This window comes from Streptomyces ficellus, from assembly GCF_030406405.1.
Classification (GTDB): domain Bacteria; phylum Actinomycetota; class Actinomycetes; order Streptomycetales; family Streptomycetaceae; genus Streptomyces; species Streptomyces ficellus_B.
Genome location: NZ_JAUEPL010000026.1, coordinates 36,301 through 62,641 on the forward strand (window position 1 = coordinate 36,301; position 26,341 = coordinate 62,641).

A 26,341-nucleotide genomic window follows, 5' to 3' on the forward strand; every position below is an offset into this window, starting at 1 on the left:
GCGGTCCGCGTGGGCTTGTGCGGTGGGGTTGCGGGGTGGGCGTGCGGGGTGGGCTTGCGTGGTGGGCGTGCGGGGTGGGCTTGCGTGGTGGGCGTGCGGGGTGGGCTTGCGTGGTGGGCTTACGCCGTGGGGAGGGCGGTGAGCTCGGGGCCGAGCAGCCAGGCCGCGATCTCGCGGATGGCCCCGGCGCCGCCCGGGGTGGCGGTGACGGCGCGGGCGGCGGCCCGTACCGAGTCGTGGGCGGTCGCGACGGCGACGGGCCAGCCGACGAGGCCGAAGCAGGGCAGGTCGTTGACGTCGTTGCCGGCGTACAGCACCCGCTGGGGGTCGATGGCGTTCTCGTCGCACCACTGCTTGAGCGCGAGGTCCTTGCGGTCGACGCCGTGCAGGACCGGGACGCCGAGCTTGCGGGCGCGGGCGGCGACGACGGGGTTCTTCTCGGTGGACAGGATGAGCAGCGGGACACCGGCGCGGCGCAGCGCGGCGACGCCGAGCCCGTCACCCCGGTGTACGGCGACGAGTTCGCGCCCGTCGCGGTCCACGAGGACCCGGTCGTCGGTCTGGGTGCCGTCGAAGTCGAGGACGACCGCGTCCACGTCGTGGAGGGCGGGCGTGCCCGGCTCGTCCAGCAGGGGCGCGAGCGCGCGGGCGCGGGCGAGGTCATGGGGGTCGTCGACCTCCAGGACGCGGGCGGGGTCGGTGACGACGAGCGCGGTACGGCCGAAGAACCGGTGCCGGTGGGTACGGAAGCCGGCGGCGTCCATCGCGTACGCGGCGCCCGTCTCCAGGTACTCGGGCTCCCGTTCCTGGCGCCGGGGGCGGTGGGCCTTGTCGTGGTTGACCCCGTGGGCGTCGCCGGCCCCGCGCCACAGGAAGCCGTGCGAGGGGGCGGCGGTGAGGGCCGTGTCGGCGCCCTCATCCAGGACGCGGGCGGCGACGGCGTCGACCTCCGAGGCGGTCAGGAACGGGCTGGTGCACTGCACCAGGAGGACCACGTCCACGCGGCGGCCGTGCAGGGCCTCGTGCGCGTCCATCGCGTGGAGCACGGCCGATTCGCTGGTGGCCGTGTCGCCGGAGAGGGCGGCCGGGCGGTGGACGGGTTCGGCGCCGGCCGCGCGGGCGGTCGCGGCGATCGCGGGGTCGTCCGTCGAGACGACCACGTCCGTCACCCGGCGGGCGCCCAGGCAGGCGCGTACCGCGCGGGCGACCAGGGGCACGCCGCCCACCGGGGCGAGGTTCTTGGCGGGGACGCCCTTGGAGCCGCCGCGGGCGGGGATCACGGCGAGGACGGTGGGGCGCGGGGCGGGCGTCGCGGGTATCGGCCGGTCGTTCACAGCTCCCCCAGGCGGCGGATCACCGGGGCCACGCGCTGCACCCCGTGCCGGTACACGCCCCGCGCCGCCTCACGCAGCACGCGCCGTAGCGCGCCGGTGGAGGGCGGCTCGGTCGCGTCCAGGCGGTGGCGGGCCAGCACGCCGGGCAGGTAGCCGGGGGCGGTCGTGGGCGTGTAATAGGGCTCCACCGGGGGCAGCGCGGGGGCGGCCAGCAGGCCGAGCACCCGCTCGCGCGCCGCGTCGAAGCGCGTCTCGTACGCGCCGTCCGGCGCCACGCCGTGGTCCGCGGGCCACCCCGCGTCCGGCTCCGGACGGTGGCCGGCGTCCAGCCGGTCCCAGGAGGTCAGCAGGCCCGAGCCGATGAAGTGGTGGTTGCCGAGCGCCTCGCGCACGCCCAGGTCGGTCAGGACGGCCGTCGGGATACGCCGGTGCAGGGCCTCCAGCGCGGCCGTCGAGGAGACGGTGACCAGCAGGTCGGTGCGGTCGAGGACCTCGCCCATGTGGCCGTGGACCAGCCGCAGGTTGGGCGGGAGCGGGCCGCGTACCAGCTTCTGGTACGGGAACTCCTCGACGTGCGTGGTGTGCTCGCCCGGCTTGGAGCGCAGCTTCAGCAGGACCTCGCGGTGCGGGTGCTGCCGGGCGTGCTCGACGAGCCTGCGCAGCAGGTACGCGCGGTCCGCCCGCGACGCCGGTACGGACGGCTGCGCCGCGAAGACCACCGTGTCGCGCCCCTCCACCGGCGCGTACCGCGCCCCGCCGAGGAACGGCAGCGCCGCCTCCACCACCGCCGACGCGTCGGCGCCGACGCCCTCGTACACGGCACGGAAACGCCGCGCGTCGGCCGGTGAGTTGGCGAGGACGACATCCGCCCCGTGCCGCAGCAGCAGCCCGTCGGCGAGCTTCTCGTACACGACGCCGACATAGCCGGTGACGATGACCGGGCGGCGCGGCAGCGCCAGGCCCGCCAGGCCGTGCAGCATCGCCTGGACGGTGCCGCCGACGAGCGCGAGGACGACCACGTCGTACGCCTCGTCCCGCACCGCCCGCAGGAACTCCGCCCCGGTCACCTCGCGGGCGCTTTCCGCCCCGGCGACCCCGACCTCGGCGAGCTGCCGCGCGGTCGGGGTGGCCCGGCCGCGCAGGAGGAAGCCGGTCGGCCGGGCGCCGGAAGGGGTGATGCGGCGCGCCGTCAGGGCGCCCCATTTCCATCGGGTGTCGGAGTCCGCGAGTACCGCGACCCGCACCGCTTCACTGTTGCGTGATGGCACGCCGAGGACGTTAGGAAGGCATCCGTCCGCGCGGCCCAACTCGGCCGCAACAAAGGGTGAACAGCGGCCTGCGGCAATGAGGTTAATGAGCGCGCCGCTCAGTGTTCATCGCGCATCCCTCCCCCGGTCGGCCCGAATGACGGCGGCTGCCCCTAGCGTCTTCCGGGTGGTCAAGCTCTCCGTCGTCGTGCCGTTCTACAACGTGCACACATATGCGCCCGACACCCTGATGAGCCTGCGTGCCAACGCCCGTGAGGACTTCGAATTCCTGCTCGTCGACGACTGCTCGACGGACGGGACGGCCGACGTCCTGCGGCGCGCGGCGCGCGAACTGCCGGGGGCGGTGCTGATCGCCCGTGAACGCAACGGCGGGCTGGCCACCGCCCGCAACACCGGTATCGACGCTGCCCGTGGCGAGTACCTCGCGTTCCTCGACGGCGACGACTGGCTGGCGCCGGGCCACCTCGCCCGGGTCCTCGCCGCCATCGAGGCGCTGGGCTGCGACTTCGTCCGCACCGACCATGTGCGGTGCACCGGCACCTCCCGCTCCGTGCACCGGGTGCCGGTGGGGCGGCGCGGGGTGGTGCTGCGGCCGCGCGACGCGATCCTGCCGGCCGCGCGGTCCACCTCGGTGGACTACCCGTACGCCTGGGCCGGGATGTACCACCGGCGGCTCGCCGACCGGGGCCTGCTGCGCTTCACCGACGGGCTGCGCACCGCCGAGGACCGGCCGTGGATATGGCGGCTGCACCGGGAGGCGGATTCCTTCGCGGCGATCAGTGCGCTCGGAATCTTCTACCGGCGCGGCATCTCCTCATCGCTCACACAAATCGGCGACATTCGGCAGCTGGATTTCATCCGCGCTTTCGACCAGGTTCTGGAAGAAACGGCGAAGGACACGGACGCGGAAAGGCTGCTGCCGAAAGCCGTACGCACCTACTGCGCGATCATCGCGCACCATCTGAGTTCCGTGGAACGGTTCGAGGCGCCGGTCGCCCGGAAATTGCGCGCCATGAGCGCGGCGGCGCTGCGGCGCATGCCGCAGGACGTGCTGACGGAAGCCCTCGACACGATGGACGCCCAGCGCGCGTCCCGGCTGCGCAGGCTGCGCCGCCGCCCGGTGCGGGTGGGGGCCGCCGCATGAGCACGCAGATCTTCTACGCCTCCACGCTGTACGGCGCGGTCACGCTCGCCGCCGCCCTCGACAGCGGCTGCTTCGCGCCCGCCGACCGCCGGCTGCTGCTGGTCGCCACCACCGCGGCCGTCCCGGAGACGGCCGTCCCGCTCGACCGGATGCCCGGCTTCGAGCGGCTGCGCGGCCGTTTCGACGCCGTACTGTCCTGGAACGACACCATCGCGCCGCTCCACCCGGCCGGCTGGGCGCCCCGGCCGGACGACGTGCCGCTGTGGGAGCGCCATCTGCGGCTGCTGTGGGGCCTGGGCGAGGAGCCGGTCGAGCTGGTTGTCGAATCGCTCCAGGTCGCGCCCGCGCTCACGGTCGTCCAGCTGTTCCCGGACGCGCCGATCGATGTGTACGCGGACGGGCTGATGAGCTACGGCCCCACCCGCGACAAGCTCGACCCACTGGTCGGCGAGCGGGTGCGGCGGCTGCTGCACCTGGAGCTGGTGCCGGGGCTGCGGCCGCTGCTGCTGGCGGAGTTCGGGGCCGTACCCGAGGTGGTGCCGGCGGAGGCGTTCCGGAAGGTCGTCGACGAGCTGGCCGAGGACGACCCGAGGGCGGAGGACGTGCCGCGGGCGGAGGCCGAGGAGGGCGCGGCGCTGCTCCTGGGCCAGTACCTGTCCGCCCTCGGCATCCTCTCCCCCGCCGAGGAGGAGGACCTTCACCTGCGGATGGTGCGCGGCGCCGTGGCGCGCGGGCACCGCAGGATCGTCTTCAAGCCGCACCCGGTGGCGCCTGCCTCCTGGTCGCGGGCCCTGGAGCGGGAGGCGGAGGCGCTGGGCGCCGAACTGACCGTCCTGGGGCGGCCCGTCCTCGCCGAGGTGCTGTTCCGGCGGCTGCGGCCCGCGCTGGTCGCCGGCTGCTTCTCGACCGCGCTGTTCACCGCGAGCGGCTTCTACGGCCTGCCGGTCGCCCGGCTGGGCACCGCCCCGCTGCTGGACCGCCTCGCCCCGTACCAGAACAGCAACCGGGTGCCGGTGACGATCGCCGACGCGCTGCTGCCGGACCTGGAGGGCGTCGACCGGTCCGGCGAGGTCCCGGACCCCGCCGGCCTCCTGGACGCCGTCGGCTTCGCGATGCAGCCCCGGCTCCGCCCGGACCTGCGCCCGGCGGCCGAGCGCTACCTCGCCGCGCACCTGTCCCCCCGCACCCACCGCTACTTCAAGCGCCGCCGCCTCACCGTCCTCGGCCTCCCGGGCGGCCTCCCGCTCCCCCGCAACGCCGTGACCCGCCGCCTGGCCCGCCGAGCCCGCCACCTCCAGCGCGCGGCACTCGGCCGCTGAGGCGTGCGCGTACGTCCGTTCCTGGGCGGGCGGGGCGCAACATTCCGATCGCTTCGCGATGGCGAGGCATCAGGGTCAAGCGCCCCGCCCCCGTGCGGGGGAGCACCGTCCTCGGCTCAGAAAGCGTTCGTCGGGACGTACGTGCCCCACACCTCCCGCAGCGCGTTGCACACCTCGCCCACCGTCGCCCGTGCCCTCAGGGCGTCCTTCATCGGGTAGAGGACGTTGTCCGTGCCCTCGGCCGCCTTCTTCAGCTCGGCGAGCGCCGTGTCGACCGCCGCCTGGTCGCGTTCGGCGCGCAGCTTGGCCAGGCGTTCCGCCTGCTGGGCCTCGATCGCGGGGTCGACGCGCAGGGGCTCGTAGGGCTCCTCCTCGTCGAGGGTGTAGCGGTTGACGCCGACGACGACGCGCTCGCCGGAGTCGGTCTCCTGGGCGATGCGGTACGCGGAGCGCTCGATCTCGTTCTTCTGGAAACCGCGCTCGATGGCGTTGACCGCGCCGCCCATGTCCTCCACCTTGCCCATCAGCTCCAGGGCGGCGGCCTCCACCTCGTCCGTCATCGTCTCTATGACGTACGACCCGGCGAACGGGTCGACCGTGGCGGTGACGTCGGTCTCGTACGCCAGAACCTGCTGCGTACGCAGCGCGAGGCGGGCGCTCTTGTCGGTCGGCAGCGCGATGGCCTCGTCGAAGGAGTTGGTGTGCAGCGACTGCGTGCCGCCCAGCACCGCCGCCAGGCCCTGCACGGCGACGCGCACCAGGTTCACCTCGGGCTGCTGGGCGGTCAGCTGCACGCCCGCCGTCTGGGTGTGGAAGCGCAGCATCTGCGACTTGGGGTTCTTCGCGCCGAACTCTTCCCTCATCACCCGCGCCCAGATCCGCCGGGCCGCCCGGAACTTGGCGACCTCTTCGAGGATGGTGGTGCGCGCGACGAAGAAGAACGACAGGCGGGGCGCGAAGTCGTCCACGTCCATGCCGGCTGCGACAGCGGTACGGACGTACTCGATGCCGTCCGCGAGCGTGAAGGCGATCTCCTGCGCGGGCGAGGCCCCGGCCTCCGCCATGTGGTAGCCGGAGATCGAGATGGTGTTCCACTTCGGGATCTCGGCCTTGCAGTACTTGAAGATGTCCGCGATCAGCCGCAGCGACGGCTTGGGCGGGAAGATGTACGTACCGCGCGCGATGTACTCCTTGAGCACATCGTTCTGGATCGTGCCCGTCAGCTTGTCCGCCGGGACGCCCTGCTCCTCGCCGACGAGTTGGTAGAGGAGGAGCAGGAGGGCGGCCGGCGCGTTGATCGTCATCGACGTGGAGACCTTGTCCAACGGGATGCCGCCGAACAGCACCCGCATGTCGTCGATCGAGTCGATCGCGACACCCACCTTGCCGACCTCGCCGTGCGCGATGGGCGCGTCGCTGTCGTGCCCCATCTGCGTCGGCAGGTCGAAGGCGACCGACAGGCCCATCGTGCCGTTGGCGATCAGCTGCTTGTAGCGGGCGTTGGACTCGACGGCGGTGCCGAAACCGGCGTACTGCCGCATCGTCCAGGGCCGGCCGGTGTACATGGTCGGGTAGACACCGCGCGTGAAGGGGTACGAGCCCGGTTCGCCCAGTTTCTCGTCGGGATCCCACCCGCTGAGGGCGTCCGGCCCGTACACCGGCTCAATGGGAAGTCCCGACTCCGACTCGCGCGCCATGTCCTTGTGCCTTCCGATGAGAAACCTACTCACTGGTACCGACCCTCGCCACGGACTGTAGCGGCGGGCGTGCGACGGGTGGAGAGCCACGCGCTGGGACCTTGCTCACAGCATGCGTCGCGGTGCGCAACCAAGCACGCCTGCGAAGCATCCCTTAGGTACACACATTCACTTCGGGGGGCTCATATGAACCGTACGTCCGTCATACGCAGATCGCTGCGCCGATCGATGGGCCGATCGTTGCGCCGATCCTTGCGCCGATCCCTTCCGGCTGTCGCAGCGGTCGCCCTGGCCACCGGCTGCACCGCTCAGGCCGTGGGGGCGACCGGAGTCTCGTCATCTCCTTCCGCCGCCACCCCGGTGGACGCCGAACCGTCCGCCACCGCGCCTCCCGCGACGGTGACGGCCACGGCGACGCCGGCCGCGGCGGCGGCGAAGGTGCTGATGGCGGAGGGTACGGAGAACGAGCAGGTTCGCGAGTTGCAGGCGCGGCTGCGGCAGCTCGGCCACTTCCACCGCAGCCCCACCGCCTTCTACGGCTCGATGACCGCCGAGGCGGTCTCGGCCTTCCAGCGGGGGCGCGGCCTGCCCACGACCGGCAAGGTCGACGAGACCACGTGGCGGAAGCTGACCGCGATGACGCGCGAGCCGACCGGCGCCGAGCTGCGGCCGCCGACCGCCAACGAGTTGGACAAGCCCGACGCGCGCTGTCTGACGGGCCGCGTGCTGTGCATCAGCAAGGAGAGCCGGACCCTCGCCTGGATGATCGACGGCAAGGTGGTCTCGGCGATGGACGTCCGCTTCGGCTCGGAGAACACCCCGACCCGCGAAGGGACGTTCAAGGTCGACTCCAAGAGCCGTGACCACGTGTCGACGCTCTACGACACGCCGATGCCGTACGCGATGTTCTTCAGCGGCGGTCAGGCGGTGCACTACTCGTCCGACTTCGCGGCCCGAGGCTACAACGGCGCCTCGCACGGCTGCGTCAACGTCCGGGACAAGGGGAGGGTCGCGGCGCTCTTCGACCAGGTGAAGCTCGGCGACAAGGTCGTCGTCCACTGGTAGGGCGCTCATGGCGCTCATCGGCGCTCATGGGTGGGGAGAGGGCGCGGGCGGGACCGGGGGAACGTGTCCCGCCCGCGCCATGTGCGCTGAGCCGTAGGTACGGGGGGAACCCCGGCTCTTCGCGCTGCCGATGACCAGTCGGCTCACTCATTACTGCGCCACGGGGTGGAAAAACGTCACACCCCTGCGGAAGAAATTTGGATTCCGCAGGTGGGAGGGGTGCGGGGGGGCCGGGGGGTGCCGGGGGCCGCACACGTGCGGAGGAAGGGGCGGGCTCGGAACGCCGCGGAGGGGGCGGCCCCGGCAAACCGCAGAGGGAGGCGGCGGGCCCAGGAGGACGCGGCGGGAAGGGCGAGCAGGGGCGCAGTGGGAGCCCGGCGTGCCCAGGAGGGCGCAGAGGGAAGGGCGGGTCCGGCGGGGCCGCAGAGGGAAGGGCGGGCCCGGCAGGCCGCAGAGGGAGCCGGGGGCTCAGGAGGCCGCGGCGGGCTGCGGTACGGAGAGGGCGGGGGCCAGGCTCCAGGAGGCGGACGGCTGCGTGGCGTCCCAGTCGGCGGGGTCACCGCCGTTCTTCGCACCGTCCTCGCCGCTGTCGCCGCCACCGTCGTCACCCTGGCCGCCGGTGCCCTTGCCGCCATCGGCGCCCTTGCCACCGGTTCCCTTGCCGCCGGTCCCGGTCCCGGTGCCCGTCCCGGTGTCGGCGCCGCCGCCCGTGCCCGGCCGGGTGGCGCCCGCCAGCACCCGGTCGCAGAAGCTCTTGACGTTGGCCGCGCCCCGGGCCTGCGCCTCCAACTGCCGGCGGCGCTCACGGTCGAGGCGGCCGGCGCGGTAGTCGCGGCAGGCCCGTACGGTAACGGCGCTGTCGTCCGAGCCCGGCGCGCCGCCATCGGTGGCACCCGTGCCGCTCCCGGGCCGCCCCGAGCCGTCGTCGCCGTTCCCGGTCCGCTCGGGGTCCGGCCGCCCCGGAACGCGCTCCGTACCGCCCGCGTCCGCACCCTGTCCCGCCGACGTGGACGGCGCCACGCTCCCCGGCGCGCTGGGCGTCCCCGGTGTGGCGGAATCCGTCCCGCCGGTTTGACCACCCGACGTGGGTGTGGCGGCGGCGGTCACCGACGAGGCGGGCACCGGCTCGCGGTCACCGCCCAGGACGGGCAGCACACCCGTACCGGCGGCAACGGCCACGCCCCCGACCGCCAGTCCGGCGACCGACGCGGCCAGGCCCCAGCGCACGGGCCGCGCCCAGCGCGCACGGCGGCGGGGCACCCCCTGAATCCGCACCGTGCCGAGATCCGACGACGCGCCCGGGGCCGTCACCGCGCCCCGCGGCCCGGCACCGTTCGCCGCGCGCGGCCCGGTGCCCTTCGCGGCGCGCGCCTCGCGGAACGCCGCCAGCGCCGCCGCCTCACCGGGCAGTTCGCCCGCGGCGGGGTCCACGGAGGCGCGCATGGCCTCCAGCGCACGCGCGACCCGCCGGGCCTGCTCCCGCGCGTGATCGTCGACAGGGCCGACAGGTTCACCCCGCAGCAGTCTCTCCGCCGCGTCCTGGTCGAGCCATTCATCCCGCTCGTCGGCCATCACATGTCCTTCTGCGTCCGCGAGCGCCATTGCGTCACACCGGTACGTGCCACGGAACCCACGCGGCGCTTGGGCTGCGGCGGTACGCCACCCAGTGCGCCGGGCGCGGTTTCGCCGGTGCGGCCGACGCCGCCCGCGCCGGGCGCGGTCTCGCCATCGGCACCCGCGCCGTCCACGCCGGCGCCGTCCGCGCCCGGGCCATCCAGGCCCGCGGCGTCCTCGGCGCCGAGCAGCTCAGCGAGCCGCTTCAGTCCGCGGTGGGCGGCGGTGCGTACGGCGCCGGGCCGCTTGCCCAGCGTCTTGGCGGCGCTCTTCGCGTCCAGCCCGACGACGACGCGCAGGATGACGGCCTCGGCCTGGTCCTGCGGCAGTTGTGCGATCAGATCCATGGTGCGGCCGGTGGCCAGCGCTTCCATGGCCTCGTCCGCGGTGTCGGACTCGGCCGGTTTGTCGGTGAGTTCGGTCTCGTCTCCCCCGATGGCGGGGCGCCTGCCCCGCATACGCAAGTGGTCGAGGGCGCGGTTGCGGGCTATGCGCGCCGCCCAGCCCCGGAACCGGTCGGCGTCCCCGCTGAACCGGTCGAGGTCGCGGGAGATCTGCAGCCAGGCCTCCGACGCGACGTCCTCCGCGTCGGCGTCGCCGACCAGCGTGCGTATGTAGCCGAGCAACCGCGGATGCACGGCACGGTACACAGCACGGAACGCGTTCTCGTCCCCGTCCTGAGCCGCGAGCACCGCGGTGGTCAGCTCCGCGTCGTCCCCCAGCACTCCCACTACCTGTTCGTCATCGCGGCTGGTCACCGCCGTCGCTCCGCCCGGCGGGCAGGAGCACGCTACGTGGTCATCCGGCGTCACGTCCATGTCCTGTACAAGCTGCAACATCACGGTGACGGGGTGCGGTGTGACAGAAAACGCAGGCGCGGCGCTGATAAGAGTACGGGGCCGTACCGCGGACCCGTGGACGGCGACCGGGGCCTCTCCTGTGGGGGGTGGCGGCCCCGGTCGTCCTCCGCCCCGCACGCGGGTGCTCATGGCGTGCCGCCCCGGTGGTTCCGGCCCATGTCGTCGACCTTCACCGCGCCGTTGCCTCTGCCTTGCCGTCGCCGTTGCCATTGGTGTGCGGCGGGTTCATGCCGGCGTTACCGGTCTTCGGGCCCGGCGTCATCCTCCCGGTGCCCGCATGCCCGCCGGTGCCCGCGCCCGTGGCCGCGCCACCGCCCGCGCCCGTGCCCGAGTTGCCGCCGGCGCCAGGCTCCGCTCCCCGCTTCGCGCCGGGCGCGCCCGAACCGCCCGCCGTACCCGCCTTCCGGCCACCGCTCTTCGGGCCCTGCTTCGGCGTGTTCGGCGTGTTCGGCGTCGGCTTCCCCTCCGGGCGCCCAACCGTCTTGGTGCCCGTATCGGAGGGGCGCACCGAGTGCGTCGGCCGGGCCGTGGGGCGGTGCTGCTTGCCGCGCGGCCGCTCCGCGAGGGGCGCCGCGGGCACGGCGCGGGACGGCGTGGCCGCCGTCGAGACGCCGGGCTTCGGAACCGCGCCGCCGCCGTCACCACCGCCGTTGCCGCCGCCGAACGGCGAGCGAATCGCGCCGCTCTGCGCCGCCACCGCGACACCGCCGAGCAGCACGGTCGCCGCCAACCCCATCGCCGCGGCCCGCAGCGAACGCCTGCGACGCCGCTCGCGGGCCGGCCGCCAGTCGTCGCGCCGCCGGGTGCCGCGTACGGCGAGCGCGCCCTCGTCACGGGCCGCCCGGAAGGCCGCCACCGCCCGCTCCTCGCCCACCGGGTCGACCTCGCCGCCCCGCACGGCCGCCGCCAGCAGCGCGGCGGGCACGGCGATCTCACCACGCCACACGACAGCCGCCGACTCGCCACGGTCACCGCCGCGCGCCGACCGCGAATCCCGCGCCCCACGCGAATCCTGCGGATCAGGGGCGCCTCGCGCATGCAACAGACCCCGCGATCCCCGCAGACCCTGCGCCCCCGGCAGATCCCGCGACTGCCGCGCGCCCCGCGAATCCCGCGCACCCTGCGATTGCCGCGAACTCTGCGAATCCCGCCGACCCTCCGGGTCCCGTGGACCCTGCGAATCTCGCGGCTCGCTGTCCCTTCTCATCCCCTCGCTCCGCCCTGCGCCAGTCGCCCGGCAAGTTTCCTCAGTCCTCGGTGCGCGGCGCTGCGCACCGCGCCTGGCCGTTTGCCCAGCACCCGGGCGGTCGCGGGGCCGTCCAGCCCCACGACCACCCGCAGCAGCACCGCTTCGGCCTGCTCACGCGGCAGCCCGCGGATCATCGCGAGCGCCTGTTCCGTCGACAGGCTCTCCAGCGCGGCGGCAGCCGTGTCCTGGCCGCCCGGCAGGTCAAGTACGTCCTGTTCGATTAAAGAGGTACGGGGGCTCCGCTTCTGCCGGCGCAGATGGTCCAGCGCCCGGTGGCGGGCAATCGTCGCCGTCCACCCGCGGAAACCGGCGCCGTCGCCCCGGAACCGCCCCAGGTCACGGGCGATCTCCAGCCACGCCTCGGCGGCCACGTCCTCGGCGTCGTCGCCGACGAGCCCGCGTACGTAGCCGAGCAGCCCCGGGTGGACCAGCCGGTACGCCCGCGCGAACGCGTCCTCGTCACCTTGCTGGGCGCGCTCGACGGCAGCGCCGAGCTCCGCGTCGTACGCCCCCACGTTTCCCTCTTCGTGCCGCCCATCACGGTTCCCCCAACCAGTTCTGCGTGCGCCCACGCGAAAACGTCACAGGAGCACCTGGCGTCCCGCCCGCCCGTGCAGCATCAGGTAGAAGTGCTGTACGGACTCCTCCGACCCGGCCTCGAACCGGTTGACGACCTTGCCGAGCGGGTTCCATGCGCGCCCGTCCGGCATCCGGATGCCGACGGGCTGCCCGAAGAACGCCCGCTGCTCGGCGTCGAAGTCCACCCACTGCGCCCCGGCGCGCCGCACGATCACCTCGCCGGTGTACGCACCGAGCCCGCACAGGAACGGCTCGACCCGCGACCGTTCGGGCTGGTCACGCCGGAGCCCGTCCACCACGAGGTCGACGAGTCGCAGGCTGGCGACGCTGTAGTCGAGCGGCAACCGGTTCCGCTCGGTCACCCGCGCCACGAACTGCGTCACATAGGCGCGGACGTTCCGCGCGCCCGGCAGTGTTCTGAAGTCCCCATCCATGCATGACCCAGCGACGCACGCGTCACAACCGTCACGCGAAACGGAGCGTGTCGCTTCTCATACGGCGACTTCACGCCACCCGTACAACCATTCGCACGACTCAGTCGTCTGCGACGGCTCCGTACTAGCGCCAGCCCGCAGTGAGCCGCTCACGGCCGGGGATCTCGCCCCGGCCGGTGGCCCACAGAAGGGTCGGCCAGGCGACCGGCCTTCGCGTCCCAGTCGGCGTCGCCGTCCGCCAGGCGGAGGGTGGACGCTGCGAGGCGGACGGCGGACAGGACGTCATCGGCGTTGACGGGGGCGGTGGTCAACGAGCCACCGTGAACTGGACGAAGGAGGACCAGGCGGCGGGCGTCAGCGCGAGCTGGGGACCGGAGGGGACCTTGGAGTCGCGGACGTGGATGGTGGAGGGGCAGGTGGCGACCTCGACGCAGTCGTCACCATCGCCGCCGCTGTAGCTGGACTTGTGCCAGGAGAGGGCGACTTCGACGCAGCTGTCGCCGTCGCCTCCGCTGTAGCTGCTCTTGAACCAGGCCAGTTCGTTGGTGCTCATAGCGCTCCTCGCAGTCGCGACAGCAGGCCCTTGGAGTCCTCCGGAGTGAGGGCCTGCGCTCGCAGTTTCCCATAGCGCATATGAAGCACGCTGATCTCTTTCGGGTCGACGATGAACAGCCCGGTCCGCTGCCCCTCGCAGTACCCGAGCCACTGATGCTCCGGCGTCTCCGCCAACTGAATGGGCCCATCCAAGGCGGCATGTTGCCCCCGCTCCAACGGCAGCACCTGCACGGAGACGTTCCGCAGCTCCATCACGTCCAGCACATGATCCAGCAGCTCCCGCGTCACCTCCACCCCGCCCACTTGATGGTGGAACAGGTGCTCCTCAATGACGAAGCTGTACGCCGTGTTCGGCCGCTCCCGCAGCAACTTCTGCCGCTCCAGCCGCGCCACCAACTGCGCGTCCACCTGCTCGTCGCTCAGCGGCGGCAACTGGCCCCGGAACAGCACCCGCGCATACGCCTCCGTCTGCAACAGCCCAGGGACCACCCGGGTTTCGTACGTGTCCAGGCTGATCGCCGACGCCTCCAGCAGCGCCCACTTCCGGAACCACACCGCCAGCCCCGGCTTCCGGGTCAGGTGCTGTGACGCCTTCCGCAGCGCGCCGAAGGCCTGGAGCTTCTCCTCCACCCGCTCGACGAACTCCCGTGTGGGAAAACGCCGGCCCTGCTCCACGGAGGCGAGGTAATGGACCGAGTACCCCAGCTCCGTCGCCAGTTCCTCCTGCGTGTACCGCGCGTTCTCGCGGAACGCCTGGAGCACGGCGCCGAAGGTCTTGAGGCTCTCGGACCGTTCGGGTTCGATGATGCTTTCTGTCATGCCGGTGACCCCCGGGTCGTTCGTGGTCCACCCCGTTTATCGAGTCACCCATGCTCACAGGCGGTCGCGCGTACCGTCCACCCTCCGCACCCGTACAGTTACTCACTGTACGGGCTCCGCCCAGGCGGCGTACGCGAGAACCGTCGAGTCGCCGTCCGTCATGTCGAGCCGGGCCCTGAGCCCGTAGTGAATGCGGTACGCGAGCCCCTCGATCTCCACGAGCCCGCACTCCGGACCGCCATCCCTCGGCTCCTGGAACCCCGGGCTCTCGACCACCTCCCACCCGGCCTTGCGCGCCAGGTACACCCACTCCTGGTACGCCTCCTCGTTCCCCCCGACGTCCGGGTCGGTGTCGCCGACCCGGGCGAGGATCTGCACGGGATCCACTCGCCGACCCCTCACCATCGCCGACCTCCCACCGTCCCGGGCCTGCACCCTCCTGCGACCCGGGTCCCCCGCTCAGGCCGGATCAGGCAGGTCAGGGCGCGGGGCCTCCAAGAGCTTCTTCTCGATGACCCCGGCCTGCCCTGCCCCCGGCGAACGAAGGGCCGCCCGCCCGGATCGGCGGGCGGCCCCTTTCGTTCTACTTGCTGATCCAGTCCGTGAGGGTCACGGCCCGGTCCGTCAGCACGTGCAGGTTCGCGCCATCGGCGTCCACGACGTAGACGGCGCCCGTACCGGTGGAGTCGTCGAGGGCGTGGAAGGCGATCGCGCTGCCGTCGGGGGAGAAGACCGGGGTCCGGAAGTTCGAGAGTCCGGGGGTGGGGATCTCCGTGACGGTGCCGGTCGCCACCTCGACCACACGTACGCCGTACTCGGCGACGTAGACGATGCGCTGCCCGTCGGGGGACCAGTCGGGCGCCTCCGTGGCGTGCTGCTGCCTGGTCAGGGGGCGGACCTGGCGGGTGGCGAGATCCATGACGTGCACGTCCTGGCTGTACTCCCAGCCGTCCCACGACTCGTACTGGGTGGTGGCCATGAAGGCGATGCTGCTGCCGTCGGGCGAGAAGGTGCCGGCACGCCCGGACGCGAGAATCTCGGACCCGCTGCCGTCCGCCCCGATCCACTCCAGGCCGCGCGGAGTGTCGTACAGCACCCGCTTGCCGTTGGGCGACCAGTCCGGGCGGCCGATGTAGTAGTCACCGCCCTCGTCCTGGACGCTCTCCACGAGGACGCGCTGGTTGGTGCCGTCGACAGCCGCTGTCACGAGATCCGGGATGCGCACGCAACCCTCGGTCTCCTGCACGCACTCGTCGCGGTAGCGGATGTAGGCGACCTGGCCGGTCTTGGTGGACAGAACGCCATCCACCCCTTCGGCGAGAACGCCGGAGACCGCGCCGGTCACCGGGTCCATGACCCGCATGGCCGGGGCAGCGGCACTGTGATCGGTGACGGTCAACCCGCCGGTGCCCACGGCTTCGTCCGCCTGTGCGGTGCCCGCCACCGGCAGACTCATCACAAAAGCGGTTCCAAGGGACAACGCTACGTGCGAAAGACGCACTTGAGCTCCTTCTTCGATCGATAGCCGGGATTCCCGACCCATCAAGAGGAGCGTGGAGAGATCAAAAAACGTCACACCACCCGGCGACGTCCAGGGCATACCCGACTGACGATTCCGGGTTGCGACCGACGTGACCGTTCAGCCGCCGCTCCCCCGCATTCTCCGCCCAAGCCCGTAGTCCGGCGGCCCGGCGTAGGACCCTTCGGTCATCTCGGCGACGAACGTCCGGTACGGCTCGGTCAGCACGATGCCGTGTTCCGCCTCGAAGGCGTGCCCGGCCTGCCAGCCCAGGGCGGATTTACCGCCGTCGTCCACAGCGAGGCCGCGCGAAGAGCGGCGAGGCCAGCAGGGTCGGCGCGCTCGGCGTTCATGGGGCCCATGGATACCACCCGGCTGTGACACTGGAGTCGTGCCCAAGCAGGCAGGGTCTTGTCAGTGGCCGAGTTGGCTTTGTCGAGCAGAAGTAGGATCAGGCACAAATTCCGTGATTGCGATCAACGGGGTTCCGTCTCGGCGACCTTGCGTCATCTGGGACCGTGGCTCGGTGTGATGAGCTCTTCGGCAACTTGTTTCCTTCCTCAGCGCGTTGCTGGTGGAGCACATGTTCCTCGAGTGCGGAGCGATTCATCTGATGACGAGAACCCGGGAGGCCGGGGTGGCCTGCCCCGGGTGTGCGGTGGTCCCCAACCGGGTGCAGCAGGTACGGAAGAAGCCTTGCCGACACGCCGGTCGGGGATCAGTCCCGGACGCACGTCGCGGCCCGCCGGACGAGCCGGCGGCAAATTGATCAGCGCTGAACATGAGGGGATTGATCCTGTGCGCACAGTCCGGTCATGGAGCCGACGGCTGATTGACCGGTGCCGCTGATCGCCGCGTACCGGGACGAGCCCGGCTAGCGCTTACTGGTGCCGTTTAATATTCCTCCCCGCCGCGTCACGGAAGAAAAGATCGCATATTACACGCACACGTCAGCTGTCCGCCTGGCCCTTCAGCCTCTTCCACGTTGCTGGATAATTCTCGGCCAGCATCTGCTGGAGACTCGCACGCGCGACAGGACCGCTGAACTTTTGGGCCGTCAACAGGAGATCGTATGCGTCGAGGAACTGCTCATAAACCTCGAAGTACAACGCGTTCTGTACATAGGGATTCGGATTCTTCGCCAGCCCTTCAACGAAGTCGAAGCACGCCGTCAGGACCTCGCGATCGAGGGGCTCTTCGCACATCTTGGGGATGAGGATCGGCTTCGTGAATGCCCGGGAGAGAAACTCGAAAAGATCCGCTTCTTCTTCGGGCCAGACTTCGAAGCTGGACCTGGGTGGGTCATCCAGCCCCCGGAGCACATTTTTGGCTCCAGGTACGGTCCTCAGATAGACACGGACGATGTCCTTGAATTCGATCTTTTCCACTTGATGCCTCCATTGGGGAGCACGAGGGGCCGGACGCCGTTGCGCCCGGCCCCGAAACGCTGTGTCAGGCTATCTGAGGCTCGGGCGGGTCGGTGAAGCCGTACGGGTCGAAGGCGTCCTTGAACATCTCCCAGGCACCTTGCTTCCAGCCATACTCACGTACGTAGCTGGGGGCCTGTGCCACGGATCCGATGCCGCCGACAATTCCGATTCCGAACGTCTTGAAACCGCCGCTGAGCTTGGTCGGCTCTCCGGTCGCACGCGGGGCAGCCTTGGGATGGTGCTGTTCGAATGCTTGCCCCGTAAGATCCGAGACGGCCTGCGACTTGAGGATGGATTCCCTGTTCCTCGTCACGGCCTTCAGAGTTTCCGGGGTGTTCTGGACATGAGCGGTCACCGTACCCGCAACGTCACGCGAGTTGAGCGCATTCCAGAGGTCTGTCGCCTCAGCCCTGGCCACCTTGAGGTCGGCCTCCGAAAGAAGACCGTTGCCGCCGTCGAGCCTCGCCTTTCTGTCCTTTTCGAGAAGGCTCGCGAGACCGGCCATTTTATTGGAGGCCTTCTCCACGTGCCACGTACCAACCGGCTTGCCGGTGTTGTACTCGTGGATCAGGGCCGTGGCGGTCCGGCCGTCTCCGGTGACATCGGAGTCGGCGACGATGTCCCTGGCGTAGAGCTCCTTGATGATGTTCCTTAGGCCCTCGCTCTCGACCTTCGGCATGTGCGCCCGGGGCTTGGCCATTCCCGGGTTGTAGTTCGTCGCGCAGACGAAGCAGAACGCCCCGGAGGTGGTCGAACCGCCACCACACACGTCGCGGATGCCCTCGGCGCATGGCGCATGACCATCGAGCTCAATGAAGCTGGTCGGGTTGCCGCCGGTGAACGCGTACCGGTTGCTCGTGAGAGGGTCCGTGCCCAGGCTCATGTCGGCGAGAGCGCCGTTGTACATGTCGCGAGTGGTGAAGCGGTTCAGGCCCGGGCTGTAGTCGCGGAATCCCATGTCGTATGTACCGGACTGTGCATCCCAGCGCTTCGCGTTGAAGCGGTACGGGTTGTAGGACTCCTTCGTCGGGTCGACGCCGTTCGGCTTGTCGATACCGGTGAACTCCGACTCGTCATCCTTGCCGAAGGCGGTGTAGCCGTACGTGGCTCTCGTGTCGCCGTCTGCACCCGTCAGCGTCTCGACGTCGGTATGGCTGTTGTAGCCGTAGTAGCCCTCCTCCGTCGTTCCGTCGCCGTTGTGCTTGACCTGCGACAGCCGCTCGCCCCACGGGCTGTACTGATACGACTTCGTCAGCGTGCCCGCTACTTCCTCTCCCAGGACCTCACTGGTCATGCCGAGGTAGTTGAACGTGGTGGCCTTGCCGTCCACGATCTTCTGCGACGTGCGATCCAGCGGATCGTAGGTGTACTTCGTCGTGCTGGTAGCGCCAGTGTCGGTCAGTTTGATGGACTCCACGACGTGGTCGAAGCCGTCATAGACGCTTCGTTCGAGGACCTTTCCACCCCCGGTGACCGACTCCTGCCGCCCGAACGGGTCGTAGTTGTAGGAGAACGTCGTTCCCGACGTCGTCGATGACAGCAGGCGGTTGCGGTCATAGGAATACGTGGTGGTCTTCCCCTGGACCGACTGGCTGATGACGTTTGCGTTGTCATCGTGGACATACGTCTCCGTCGCCGCCCCGTTACCGGTCTTCACCGACTTCGCCAGCCGGTCAGCCGGGTCGTAGGTGTAGTCGGTGGTCGACGAGAGATACGCCGAGTGGTCGTCCGCGCTCATCTTCTTGGCGACATCCTGCGCCTTGTTGCCGTTTGGGTCGTAGGCGTAGGTGTGCGAGGCGACCAACGTTCCGTTTCCCTTCACCTCCCCCGTTGATTTCAGCGCACCGTCGTGGAAATAGGTGTAGTCGACGCTGTTCCCGTTGGCCTTGGTCTCCTTCAGCTTCTGTCCCCGGTCGGTATACGTGTAGGACGTCACCTTCGGGGAGGGGTCGGATGCCGTCTTGCCGACCGAGACCGTTTTGACCAGCTCACGTAGGTCGTAGGTATACCGGGAGAACTGATCGGGGTGCGTGACCGTCTCCGGCTGGCCGTTCGCGTCATAGGTGTAGCTGGTGGTCTTCTTCTCCTGGCCGGTAAGCGCCTCGGACATGGTCTGAACCTGGTTAAGGCCGGTGTAGGCGATCGTGTACTTGTCGATCTTCGCACCGGACGAGGTGTCGTCGATCGTCGTCACGTTGCCGTTGACGTCATAGACGTAGGCGAAGCTTTTCTTCTCCGAGTCCGTCTCGCCAGTCGTGTCACGCACCAGCTTGACGCCGTCTGCCACGACCGCGCCCGTGCCGCTCTGCTCCAGCTTGAGTTGCGCGTTGTTGCCCTGCTTGAGGCTGTACGAGCCGAGGCTCACCCACGTTCCGGTGCCGGCATTCTGGTCCTTGGTCACCGGTGGCTCGGTGGTGATGCCGTGCGTGAGCGTGTACGTCGCCGCTGTCGCGGCCCCCGTCACCTTCGGGTACTTCACGTACGCGGTGTAGGTGCCGTCCTTGGGAATGTTGAGCGTCCAGGTGAATGCGTCCGTGCCGATACCCGATACATGGGTCCGGTGGTCGTAGCCCTGCTGCCCGGCGATGGTGCCGCTCGACCAGGTGCCGGTCGAGGAGGTGTGCTGGGTGTCGGAGTTGTCGACGAGCACCACGCTCTTGCCCACAGGTACGCCGTCGTCGGACTTCGACCTCAGCTTTCCGTCCGGGTAGTACGTCCAGGCCATGGTGCGGTCGGAAGAACCGCCGGCGGAGGTGAGCGTGCGGGCTGTTTGCCGACCGAGCTCGTTGTAGTCGTACGAGGCGACGATGTCCCAGGGGTCAGTGGTCGACTTGACCCAGCCGTTGTCGAAGTAAGCGTAGGAGGTGTCGTTGCGTACTGTCTGCCCGTCCGACGGCGGCAGTGAGGTCTTGGAGACCCGTCCCACCGCGTCGTAGAGCGTCTCGCTGTAGACATCGGCCTTGTTGTAGCGGACGTCCGCCGGGTCGTACGGCTGGTACTGCTTGACCGGACGGTTCAGTACGTCGTACTCCGTGCGTGCAGCGAAGTCGTCCGTGGCTGCCGTCTGAGTACCCCGTGGGGTGGTCACCTTGGTGACATTGCCCACCTGGTCGTACTCGAACTTCGTCGAGCGGTAGAGGACCGTGGACGTACCGTCGTGCGGGGCCCTGATCTCGGCCTGCTTGCCCCGCTCGTCATAGGTGATGAGCGTGGTGTTGTTCTCCGCGTCCGTGGCCGAGACGACCAGCGAGTCCTTGTCGTAGGAGCGCTTGGTGACCTTTCCGGCGGCATCGGTAGAGACCGTGGGTCGGTGATTCAGGTCGTAATCCGTCTTGGTCGTGAAGTCCTCCGGGTCGGCCGTGGCGTTCTTCTTCGGATCCACCGCCTTGATGACGTTGCCGACGCTGTCGTACACGTACGAGACCTTGTCGCCGACCGCGTTGACCACAGACGTCAGCTGGTAGATCTCGTCGTAGTTGTTGGTCGTGACGTAATCGGTGGCGTCCGTCGTTGTCAGCGAGCCCTTGGGCTGCGTAGTGGTCTTGAGGTTGCCGACCTTGTCGTAGGTGTAGGTCGTCTTCCGCTCGCCCGACGTGGCCGTGTCTGCGGGCGCGGTCGCCGAGACGACCTCGTCCGCGCTGTCGTAGACGGCCGTCGAGACCGCTCCGTTGGGGGCGGTCGTCTTGGTCACGTTGTCGTTGGCGTCATACTCCGGTGCCGGCGCCGTGATCAGGACGCCCGCGGCCTGATCCTTCGGCACGGTGCGGACGAGCGGACGCCCGAAGGTGTCGTACGTCTGGGTGATCTTCTTGCCCAGCGCGTCCGTGACCTCGGTGACCTGGCCGCGCGCGTCATACACGTACGACGTGGACTTGTTCAGCGCGTCGGTGATGGTCGCCGGGTAGCCGGTCGGACCGAAGCCGCTGTTCGTCGTTGCGTTGCCATTGGCATCGATCGCCTTGGTCATATGACCGTAGGCGTCGTACTCGTACGACGTCGTGTAGTCACCGGCCGTGCCGGTGGTGGCTACACCCTTCGGATCAGTGACCGTCTTCAGGTTGCCGAACGAGTCATAGCCGAATTGCCATGTACGGCCCTCAGGCGAAGTCTTGCGGTACAGATCGGCCGAAAAACCGTCCAGCCTCGTCTGGTACTCGAACTTCTGCGCGTTCGTTGGGTAGCTGCCGGGCGCGCAGTCGCTCGCCGGGGGCACGCCCGCCTTGTTGTTCTCGGCGTCGCGCTGCCACAGCGGGTAGCCGGTCTTCGTGTCGTAGCAGTATGCGGTCTTGGCGCCGTTGTTTTCCTCCAGGTACGTGACGTTGTTGTCCGCGTCCCAGCTCATCTTGGAGGACTGCGACTTGGCGTTGATCGTCTGAACAGGACGGCCGAAGTCGTCGGTCACGTAGGTCGACATGTGGTTCTCGGCGTCGGTGACCTTGGTGTCGGTAAACTTGGTGTTGGTGACGTTCACCGCGTAGGCGAACCCGGTGGGCCCGTTCAGACGGTCGGTGATCGTCTTGGTCCACCAGTGGTACTTCGGGTCATCACCGGCCTGCGGCGCGTAGTAAGCCATGTTCGACGGGTTGCCACGCGGGTCGGTGACCTTCACCAGCTTGACGTTCTTGTTCCCCTGCGTGGCGTCGTAGGTGAAGGCGAAGACCTTCGGCTGGCTGGAGCCCTCACCATCGGTGAACTGACCGAGCAGGCCCTTGTCGGTGTAGTAGAAGGAGATCTTGCGCCCCGAGATGTCCGTCATGGACTTCACGTGGTCGTAAATCTTCGAGTTGTTCAGCGTGGTGCCGCTGACCTTGGCGCCGGAGTCATTGATGTACTCGTACGACGCGTCGCCCTTCCTGTAGTACTCCACCGTCACGGACTGGCGTCCCGCAGGGTCGGTGACGTAAGTGAGAAACTTGATCGGCTTGTTGTTGGACTTGCGCTCCTCGTACGTGTACGTCTGCGTGTTGCCGTTCTTGTCGACGACCGACGTCACATAACCGTCGCAGCCGAACAGCACCCGCGTACCGTCCGGGCGGGTCAGCGTCCAGGCATCCGGAGTGGGGTCCTTTGACGGCGAGCACTCCAGGCCGGCCTTCGGTGTGACCTTGTAGTGGACTCCCGATGGTGCCTTCCAGGTGCCGTCGTCCTGCTTGCGGAAGACGTGCGTGGTGCCGTCGCCGTCCGGGAGCCGGATCTCGGTCGGGTTGGGGTTCGGGTGGAAGTCCAGCGGGGCGCCCAGCCGGACCGGCGCGGAGACTTGGCCCGACCAGCCGTGGCCCAGGACCGTGTCGCTTGTATCCAGTGAGTTGTAGGTGAACCGTCCGAACGTGGCGAGTCCGCGTCCGGGGTTGGTGAACGCGTTGTACGACCAGACGCTGTTGCCCGAGGCCAGGTTGTTCATGACCGTCGAGCCGGCGCCGGTGTTCTTCCCGGTGTACGAGTAGAACTTCTCCAGACCGAGCTGGTCGGAGGTCGGGTCCTCGATTGCGACGTTCTGCTTCAGCGGCGGGATGCCACCGGTGCCGGCGGACAGCCAGGTGCCGTCGGCGACCTTGCGGACGTCCCAGCCCAGCACGTACTCACGGCGCTTGTTGCCCGAGTCGGAATTGATGGCCGTGTTGACCTGGGCCTTGATGGTGGCGGACTTGCCCGGCAGCAGGGCCGGGATCGCCGTGCTCAGCTGGTTGCCGCCCGTGGTGACGTCCGTGCCGTCAGGAAGCTTCCAGGTGTACGACAGCTCCCGCTCACCGGCCGCCCAGGCGGTCGCGGTGGTGTTGGTGACCGTGAAGTCCACCGTGTAGGTGGAGTTCGGAGTCATCCGGGCCGGGGTGGTCGGCGCGTAGTAGGTGTCCTCGGTGGTCGCGTCGACGTAGATGACCCGCATGTAGGGGCGCAGCTGCGGGTCGGCGGCCTCAGCCGACAGGAACAGGGTGCGCTCCTGGGGGCCGGTGGTCGACTCGTCCTTGAGCTTGACGATGACGCCCTTGTTGTTGGCTGGCGTCTTGACCCAGGACTTCATCAGTCCGGTGGCGTCCCACCAGTGGCGGCCGACCTCGTCGGTGATCTGCGGGACGGTGTCGGCGACGGTCGCCGACATGTCACCGCCCGGGGTCGTCCACGGGGTGGTGGAGTTGGCGTTGTTCCAGGTCGCCGTCGTCTCAGCGAAGTCGCGGGTCAGCGAGTGGAGCTCATAGACCGCGCCATTGGAGTCGCTGAACGTCTCCGCGCCCCACATGTAGAACGTGTTCTCCAGCACCGTGGCGGTGGTGGGGATGTCGCTGGTGGGGAACTTCAGCACGGCGCGGGTCTTGCCGTACGTGGCGGAGTTGTTGCCCACGCTCAGCCACGTCTGCGGCTTGTCCAGGGACATCAGGGAGTCATGGTTGGCCGTGGGCTGGGCGGAGGAGAGGGTGGTGTCCGTCTGGCCCGCCTGGATGATCTTCATCGTCCGGCCGGCCTTGGGGATGCCGACGACCCGGGTCGGTGAGCCGAGCAGCTCGCCGCCCTTGGTCTTGACGGCCAGCTGGTAGTAGTACGACTTGCCGATCTCGGCCGAGCTGGAGTCCGGGGTCGGTACGGCGGTGGTGTCGGTGTACGTCGTCGCGCTCGCCGCGATCGGGGCGATCAGCGTCGCGGCGGACGGCGTGAACGCCTGCTGCGTGGAGCGGTGCAGCTGGTATTCGACGATGTCCAGGCCGCTGTCACCGGTGGTGTTGCTGTACTTGGCCCACGACAGCTCCGGACCGGTGGAGTGCACCACGGTCGGCGAGTTCAGCGCGGCGCCGACCTTGCCGTAGGTGACCGTCAGGCGCGGGTAGGTGGAGGTCTCGCCGCCGTAGTCGTTGCCGTCGGCCGCCTCGTAGCGCGGGCCGCCGAGCAGCGTGTTGGCCTCGTCGGTGGCCTTGATGACGAAGCCGTGGTTGGCGTTGACCCCGGACACCCACCGCTGGACCGTGTCGGTCACCGGGAACTTGTGCCACTGGTTGTAGACGCCCGCCGGCTTGGTTATGGCGGCCGTGTTCACCAGCCGGACCGAGTCGGCCAGGGTGCGCTTGGTGGCATCACCCGTGTCACCGAGCACGATCTTGCCCGTCGTGCCCTTCGTCCACGGGTACTCGGTGGCGTCGAGCACCTTCCACACACCGCCGCTACCGGTCTGGTTGACCGTGTAGCTCTTGCTGCCGCCGTTGTAGTGGACCGTGTACGGGGCCGCGGTCGCCGCGTCCGACGCGGCGGGGTAGTGCACCTCGGCCCGGTAGGAGTCGCTCTCCGGAACCTTGGGCTGCCAGCTGTAGGACTCGCCCGTCGCGGTGTTCTTGTTGTACGCGTAGTCGTCGTACGTCGCCGCCCCACCGGTGGTGGTGCCGCGGGGCCACTCACCGACCGCCGCCGTGCCCACCGACCCGTCGTCCAAAAGGACCGTGGTGGCCGACTGCTCGCCCACCAGGGTGCTGGTGTTGGACCAGGTCGCCGTCGACTCGTCCCAAGCACCGGTCGCCCGGTAGGCACCGATCGTCACGGCGTTGCCGTTGGTGGTGTGCGGCTGGTCGTAGTACATCTCCAGCCGCGCCGCGTCGATCTTGGTACCCGACGGGATCTCGTCGATCGGGAACTTGATCAGCGAGCGCGCGGTCCCGGTGTCGGTCTTGCCGGCCGCCAGCCTCCAGGTGGTGTTGAAGTTCACCCCCGGCTGGTCCGACAGCACCATCGCATCCTGCGACTGCGACGCGTTCGGCGTAACCGTGATCGTCGGGTCGATGACGACCGGGTACTGGCGCTCCTTGGCCGCCAGCCAGGACGCGTCCGGGGTGACCGTCAGCGTCCAGCCCTTGCCGTTCTTGGCGCGGGCGAGCTTCTGGGTGACCTTGGTGCTGTACGTGCCGCCGGTCGGCGACAGGGTGTCCTTCTTCGCGTCTGTCATGTACGGCGCGGGGATCACCATCACCGGCGTCTGCGGCGCCTCACCGAACAGCGCGATCGAGCCGTCCTTGCGGACCTCGGGGGTCAGACCCTCGGTGCCGAGGGTGAAGGTGAACGACACCGGTCCTGCCGGGCGCTCGGCCAGGACGATGTTCTCCTTGACCTGACCGGCGCCGATCACGTACTGAAGGTCCGCCCCGGGTATGGCGTCCTTGTAGGTGACGGTCGAGCCCTTCGCCTCGGGCTTCAACGCCGCCTTGGCGCCCTGAAGGCCCAGCGTGACCGAGTGGCCGTCAGGACCCTCGTAGCGCAGCAGCCTGTCCGGGCTCGTACCGAAGGAACTGCGGCCGCTGTTGGTGGTGTTGGCGAAGCCCTTGCCGTCGCCGGCGGGCTTGACCGCCGGGTCGATCGGCTTCCACGACGAGCCCGAGCGGTACGAGGTCGGCTCGGCCGACAGCTCCGCCTGCACCCGCCCGTCCGACAACTGCCAAAAGCGCGCCTGCGAAGTGCGCTTGTCGGTCAGCTCCTTGACCCGCTTGGGCGCGGGCTCCGCAGTGCCCTTGGGCAGCTTTTCACGGCTGGGTATCTCCAGCTTCCCGCCCACGGGCGGGGCCGCCGCGGGTGCCGGTTCGTCGTCCGAGAACCAGCCGGCGATGGTGTCGACAACGCCCTTGTCGTCGCCGTCACCTGTCGCTCCCGGTGGGGCCGCATAGGCGATCTGCGGCAGTAGCGTGCCCGCCACCGCCGCGACCACCACACAGGAGACGTATCTCCTGTACGGAATCTTCACATCGATGCCCTTCACATGTGTGCCCATTTCGACGCATACGAAAAAGGCACACGGGACGAGCCGGTACGGGGGTTCCCGGACCGGCTTTGCATACAGCGGCGTGGTTTCTAATCAGTGATCTGACGGCAAGTCAACCGTTTACGCAATTCGGACAGTTCGCTGGGGAAACGGGCGCCGATTCGCCCGATTTCTCCGGTCGCTCGCGCCGGATCGGACGCGTGGTGTATAACCGCCCAGTTCCGCACCGAACTCATTTCACGGAAAGCCGAACTCCCATGGCATCCAGCACGGAATCCGAAAAGCGCGGCCCGGACCGGCGCGGTCTGGCGATCGCCGGTGCCGTCCTGCTCGCCTGCGGCGGTCTCGTCGGCTATGGCGTCCTGAACACCGAGGAGAAGCCGGAGCCCGCGGCCGTCCCGACCGCCGAGGTCACCTATGAAGTCACCGGGACCGGCACCGTTGAAATTTCGTACGCGGGGGGTGCCGGAAACGGCGCGGTGGTGGTGGAAAAGGCCATCACCCTGCCCTGGAAGAAAACCGTCCAGGTACCGGTCGGATCCTCGCCGAGCATCGGCGTCATCCTGGACGGCAAGGGCGGCGAGGCCGGTTGCACGCTCGCCGTCCGCGGCAAGCACGTGCAACGCGCCACCGCCGCGGGCACGTACGGGCGGGCCACGTGCGCCGGACCCGAATTGACCGCGACCACATCGTAGAAATCGCTGAAGTGAATTCTCAGCACGCCAAC

The 26,341-nt window shown here is 69.5% G+C and carries 20 protein-coding genes; 4 read left to right on the forward strand and 16 right to left on the reverse strand.

The window, feature by feature from the left end; translation table 11 throughout:
• Nucleotides 1–119: 119 nt before the first annotated feature.
• Nucleotides 120–1,334, reverse strand: coding sequence for an acylneuraminate cytidylyltransferase (locus QWM81_RS18020; protein WP_290113069.1), 1,215 nt, complete (start codon nt 1,332–1,334; stop codon nt 120–122).
• Entirely contained in the window at nt 1,331–2,602 is a 1,272-nt protein-coding gene (locus QWM81_RS18025; RefSeq protein WP_290113071.1) for a DUF6716 putative glycosyltransferase, read from the reverse strand. The genes QWM81_RS18020 and QWM81_RS18025 overlap by 4 nt, the downstream gene beginning before the upstream one ends.
• Nucleotides 2,603–2,768: 166 nt before the next feature.
• On the opposite strand from QWM81_RS18025, the gene QWM81_RS18030 reads away from it, so the two are divergent.
• Nucleotides 2,769–3,746, forward strand: a complete 978-nt coding sequence (locus QWM81_RS18030) for a glycosyltransferase family 2 protein (protein ID WP_290113072.1) — start codon at nt 2,769–2,771, stop codon at nt 3,744–3,746.
• The gene (locus QWM81_RS18035; RefSeq protein WP_290113073.1) at nt 3,743–5,065 is read left to right on the forward strand and encodes a polysialyltransferase family glycosyltransferase; all 1,323 of its coding nucleotides are present in this window, start codon (nt 3,743–3,745) and stop codon (nt 5,063–5,065) included. Before QWM81_RS18030 ends, QWM81_RS18035 begins: the two co-directional genes overlap by 4 nt.
• A 116-nt stretch (nt 5,066–5,181) precedes the next feature.
• Here the strand turns inward: QWM81_RS18035 and QWM81_RS18040 are convergent, their stop codons facing one another.
• Entirely contained in the window at nt 5,182–6,762 is a 1,581-nt protein-coding gene (locus QWM81_RS18040) for an acyl-CoA mutase large subunit family protein (protein ID WP_290113074.1), read from the reverse strand.
• A 228-nt stretch (nt 6,763–6,990) separates the two neighbouring features.
• On the opposite strand from QWM81_RS18040, the gene QWM81_RS18045 reads away from it, so the two are divergent.
• On the forward strand, nt 6,991–7,827 hold the full coding sequence (locus tag QWM81_RS18045; protein ID WP_290113124.1) for a L,D-transpeptidase family protein: 837 nt from the start codon (nt 6,991–6,993) through the stop codon (nt 7,825–7,827).
• A gap of 468 nt (nt 7,828–8,295) precedes the next feature.
• Here the strand turns inward: QWM81_RS18045 and QWM81_RS18050 are convergent, their stop codons facing one another.
• From QWM81_RS18050 to QWM81_RS18110, 13 genes are all read right to left on the reverse strand, one after another.
• Entirely contained in the window at nt 8,296–9,399 is a 1,104-nt protein-coding gene (locus tag QWM81_RS18050) for a hypothetical protein (RefSeq protein ID WP_290113075.1), read from the reverse strand.
• Nucleotides 9,399–10,166 carry an RNA polymerase sigma factor gene (locus tag QWM81_RS18055; RefSeq protein ID WP_290113125.1) on the reverse strand — a complete coding sequence of 256 codons (768 nt, stop codon included), beginning with the start codon at nt 10,164–10,166 and terminating at the stop codon, nt 9,399–9,401. Before QWM81_RS18055 ends, QWM81_RS18050 begins: the two co-directional genes overlap by 1 nt.
• 304 nt (nt 10,167–10,470) lie before the next feature.
• The gene (locus QWM81_RS18060; RefSeq protein WP_290113076.1) at nt 10,471–11,226 is read right to left on the reverse strand and encodes a hypothetical protein; all 756 of its coding nucleotides are present in this window, start codon (nt 11,224–11,226) and stop codon (nt 10,471–10,473) included.
• 278 nt (nt 11,227–11,504) lie between these two features.
• The gene (locus QWM81_RS18065; protein WP_290113077.1) at nt 11,505–12,065 is read right to left on the reverse strand and encodes an RNA polymerase sigma factor; all 561 of its coding nucleotides are present in this window, start codon (nt 12,063–12,065) and stop codon (nt 11,505–11,507) included.
• Nucleotides 12,066–12,131: 66 nt separating this feature from the next.
• Nucleotides 12,132–12,563, reverse strand: coding sequence for a hypothetical protein (locus QWM81_RS18070; RefSeq protein ID WP_290113078.1), 432 nt, complete (start codon nt 12,561–12,563; stop codon nt 12,132–12,134).
• 149 nt (nt 12,564–12,712) lie between these two features.
• On the reverse strand, nt 12,713–12,874 hold the full coding sequence (locus QWM81_RS18075) for a hypothetical protein (RefSeq protein ID WP_290113079.1): 162 nt from the start codon (nt 12,872–12,874) through the stop codon (nt 12,713–12,715).
• Entirely contained in the window at nt 12,871–13,116 is a 246-nt protein-coding gene (locus QWM81_RS18080; protein WP_290113080.1) for a DUF397 domain-containing protein, read from the reverse strand. The genes QWM81_RS18075 and QWM81_RS18080 overlap by 4 nt, the downstream gene beginning before the upstream one ends.
• A complete protein-coding gene (locus QWM81_RS18085; RefSeq protein WP_290113081.1) occupies nt 13,113–13,937 on the reverse strand; it encodes a helix-turn-helix domain-containing protein in 825 nt (274 codons plus the stop codon). The genes QWM81_RS18080 and QWM81_RS18085 overlap by 4 nt, the downstream gene beginning before the upstream one ends.
• A 102-nt stretch (nt 13,938–14,039) precedes the next feature.
• Complete coding sequence (locus QWM81_RS18090; protein WP_290113082.1) at nt 14,040–14,324, reverse strand: hypothetical protein; 285 nt, start codon at nt 14,322–14,324, stop codon at nt 14,040–14,042.
• A gap of 196 nt (nt 14,325–14,520) precedes the next feature.
• Nucleotides 14,521–15,393, reverse strand: coding sequence for a TolB family protein (locus QWM81_RS18095; protein ID WP_290113083.1), 873 nt, complete (start codon nt 15,391–15,393; stop codon nt 14,521–14,523).
• 183 nt (nt 15,394–15,576) lie between these two features.
• Nucleotides 15,577–15,753, reverse strand: coding sequence for a hypothetical protein (locus tag QWM81_RS18100; protein WP_290113085.1), 177 nt, complete (start codon nt 15,751–15,753; stop codon nt 15,577–15,579).
• A gap of 653 nt (nt 15,754–16,406) precedes the next feature.
• Nucleotides 16,407–16,844, reverse strand: coding sequence for a hypothetical protein (locus tag QWM81_RS18105; protein WP_290113087.1), 438 nt, complete (start codon nt 16,842–16,844; stop codon nt 16,407–16,409).
• Between the two features lie 64 nt (nt 16,845–16,908).
• A complete protein-coding gene (locus QWM81_RS18110; protein WP_290113088.1) occupies nt 16,909–25,623 on the reverse strand; it encodes a DNRLRE domain-containing protein in 8,715 nt (2,904 codons plus the stop codon).
• A 248-nt stretch (nt 25,624–25,871) separates the two neighbouring features.
• On the opposite strand from QWM81_RS18110, the gene QWM81_RS18115 reads away from it, so the two are divergent.
• Nucleotides 25,872–26,309 (forward strand): hypothetical protein, encoded by a 438-nt coding sequence (locus QWM81_RS18115; protein ID WP_290113089.1) that lies wholly within the window; start codon nt 25,872–25,874, stop codon nt 26,307–26,309.
• The last annotated feature ends 32 nt before the right edge of the window (nt 26,310–26,341 follow it).